Raw genomic sequence first — 3,086 nt, forward strand, 5'->3', positions numbered from 1 at the left:
GCCCAGCATGATTACCTGCTGCGGGTGCAGCAGCGGCAGTGTCATCGGGTGCAGTGGGTTGGCGGCCGGCGGTGCGGTGGGCTCGGCGACGGTCGGCAACTCGGCCAGGTTGGGGTGGGTGCCGGCGCCGTGGCCGGCGATGACGACGGTGTCTTTGCTGATGTCGATGTCCAGCGGCTGGTCGAAGGTGACCGGTGGGGTGTAGGTCCAGGTTTTGCCGCCCGGCCGGCCCGGTGGTGTGGCCGCGGCCGCAGGACCGGGTTCGGGGTCGGGCACCAGCGGCTCGCGCAGCGGAATATCGAAGTGCACTGGGCCGGCGTTGGCGCTGCGCGCACCGGTGGCAGCCACCAAGACCCGGCAGGTGGCCGATCGCCAGGTCGCGTTGAAGGCATCCATGCGATCGGGCGCGTCCTCCGCCAGGCCCAGGCTGATTGTGGCGCGCACCTGGGTGCCGAAGTAGCCGAGCTGCTCCATGGTCTGGTTGGCGCCGGTGCCCAGCAGCTCGTAGGGCCGGTTGGCCGACAACACGATCAGCGGCACCCGCGCGTAGTTAGCCTCGACCACCGCGGGGCCGAGGTTAGCCACCGCCGTGCCCGACGTCATCGCCACACAGACCGGTGCACCCGCGCCAATGGCCAGCCCAATGGCCAGATAGCCGGCGGTGCGCTCGTCGATGCGCACATGCAAGCGGATGCGCCCGGACCGGTCGGCGTCTTGCAGCGCGAAGGCCAGCGGCGCATTGCGTGAGCCGGGGCACAGCACCACGTCGCGCACGCCGCCGCGGATGAGCTCGTCGACGACCACCCGGGCCTGCGTGGTGGACGGGTTCACCAGTCCAGCCTAGGCGTGAGGATGCTCAGGCCGCCGCGCCGGCGAAGAACTGCAGCGCGGCGTCGTTGACGGCCTTCGGTTGCTCCAAAAACCCGAGGTGGCCGGCATCGGCGATTTCCAGGTAGCGGCCGTTGGGAATAGCGTCGGCAACCTCGCGGCACATGTGCGGCGGCGTCACCAGGTCGTCGCGGAAACCGAGCACCAGAACCGGCGCGGTGATGCTTTGGTAGGCAGGCAACCGGTTGTTCCGGGGCGTGATGCCGAGCTGGGTTCGCGATCCAGCAGTGGGCTTACTCGGCCACGCGGTGAACATGCTGATCCAGTCGGCGACGGCCGCATCGTCGTTCAGCGTTTTGGGCGAAAAGCTTTCCAGCAGACGAATTTTCGCGTCGTATGCGGCAGGTAGCTGGATGCCGGAGGCGAACAGCTCGGCTTCGGCGGTGTGGAAAAAGTCACGCGCGCGGTCCAAACGGCCGCGGGTGCACATCAGCACCGCCTTGCTGACCAGATCGGGCCGGGCCAGCATGAGTTCCTGCGCGATGAACGCGCCCATCGACGCTCCGACGACCCGCACTGGAGCGGCATCGAGCTTTTCGATCAACGCCGCAGTGTCGCCAACCATGGTTTGCGTGGTGAATCCGTCGGCGTTCTCGGTAGCGCCCACTCCCCGGTTGTCGAAGGTGATGACGCGATACCCGGCCGCCAGGAAGGCAGGACCCTGATGCAGATGCCACGTGCGTCCAGAGCCCCCATGGCCGGCGATGAACAGCACGGGCTCGCCGTTCCCGCGGTCTTCGTAAGCAAGGTTGATCACTTCATGGACGGTACAAGCCTGCGTTTGCGCCGCGAGCGGGCACCACTGAGAGCCCGATGCCACAGCAGCATCGTCGCCGCTTTGAGCTGGTCCGGTTTGACCAGGTCCTTGGCCATCAAAGCGGTGGCAGCCGCCTTGGTCGACGCCGACGCCTTGGACATGTGGCCAGAATCGAACGGCGGCTGCGGGTCGTATTCCATGGACAATTGGATGACCTTCGCGCGACTTTCCCCACCGATCTGCCCGGCCAGCCACAACGCCAGGTCGATGCCCGCCGATACCCCCGCGCAGGTGACAATCCTGTCGTCGGATTGCACGATGCGTTGGTCGTCGACGGGGATGGCGCCAAGGGCCTTCAAGGCGCTCAGCGCCATCCAGTGCGTCGTGGCCCGCTTGCCCTGCAGCAGGCCCGCGGACGCCAGGATGATCGACCCCGAGCACACCGAAGCCGTCCACGTCGACGTCTGATGGGCCTGCCGCAACCACTCCAGCAGCTTCTCGTCGCGCGCGTGCTCGACCGACGTCATACCGCCCGGCACCAAAATCAAGTCGGGAGAAGGTGTTTCGGTGAACGAATGCGTCGCACCGACGACGAGCACACCGGAATCCGCGGTGATCGGGCCGGCCTCGTGCCATACGAAGCGGACCTCGGCCTTGGGCAGCCACCGCAACACTTCATACGGGCCGATGAAATCCAATGCGGTGAAGCCGGGATACAGCACAATCGCGATCTGCATGTGTACTCCTTTGATCAGGCGAAGGTCTTGCGGTAGTGGTCGGGGGATACGCCGATGCGCCGAACGAAATTGCGCCGCATGGATTCTGAGGTTCCGAAGCCGCAGCGCGCGGCGATTGCCACGACGGTGTCGTCGGTTTCTTCCAGCTGCCGGCGCGCGGCGTCGATGCGGATGCGTTCGACGTAGGCCCCCGGCGACTCGCCCACTTCGTCGGTGAACAGCCGGGCGAAATGCCGCGGGCTCATCCCGGCCCGGCGGGCCAGCTCGGTGATGCTGTGTGCGCCGCCGGGCTGCGACTCGATCACTTCCTGTACGTGGCGGATCGGTTCGCGTTTGGCGCGCGGCATCCACACCGGGGCGGCGAACTGGGTCTGCCCGCCGGGCCGGCGCAAGAACAGCACCAGCCAGCGGGCCACGGTCTGGGCGACGTCGGTGCCGTTGTCGTCTTCGACCAGCGACAGCGTCAGGTCGATGCCGGCTGTGACGCCGGCAGCGGTCCATACCGTGGGCGAGCTGCGCAGGAAGATCGGCTCGGGTTCTAAGGTGATGGCCGGGAACTCCCGCTGGAGCTGCTCGGCGTAGGCCCAATGGGTAGTGGCTGTACAGCCGTCGAGCAGCCCGGCCTGCGCGGCCAGGAACGCTCCGGTGCAGACGCTGACGACGCGGCGGGCGCTGCCGGCGACGGCCTGGATCCAGGCGATGAT

General features: G+C 67.3%; 4 protein-coding genes. All 4 read right to left on the minus strand.

Annotation, left to right across the window (positions count from 1 at the left end; translation table 11 throughout):
* On the minus strand, positions 1-831 hold an 831-nt coding region (locus ACFE99_RS24370), incomplete at its 3' end, for a thiamine pyrophosphate-binding protein (protein ID WP_375489350.1).
* 25 nt (positions 832-856) lie between these two features.
* Complete coding sequence (locus ACFE99_RS24375) at positions 857-1,645, minus strand: alpha/beta fold hydrolase (protein WP_375489352.1); 789 nt, start codon at positions 1,643-1,645, stop codon at positions 857-859.
* Positions 1,642-2,382 carry a DJ-1/PfpI family protein gene (locus ACFE99_RS24380; RefSeq protein WP_375489354.1) on the minus strand — a complete coding sequence of 247 codons (741 nt, stop codon included), beginning with the start codon at positions 2,380-2,382 and terminating at the stop codon, positions 1,642-1,644. Before ACFE99_RS24380 ends, ACFE99_RS24375 begins: the two co-directional genes overlap by 4 nt.
* A gap of 14 nt (positions 2,383-2,396) precedes the next feature.
* Positions 2,397-3,086 (minus strand): GlxA family transcriptional regulator (locus ACFE99_RS24385; protein ID WP_375489356.1); only part of this gene is annotated, 690 nt, incomplete at its 5' end.

The organism is uncultured Mycobacterium sp., from assembly GCF_964249325.1.
GTDB lineage: Bacteria > Actinomycetota > Actinomycetes > Mycobacteriales > Mycobacteriaceae > Mycobacterium.

Excerpts from the sequence above, each read along its gene's own strand:
- ACFE99_RS24380 (WP_375489354.1), bottom strand. The coding sequence starts at position 2,382 with ATGCAGATCGCGATTGTGCTGTATCCCGGCTTCACCGCATTGGATTTC.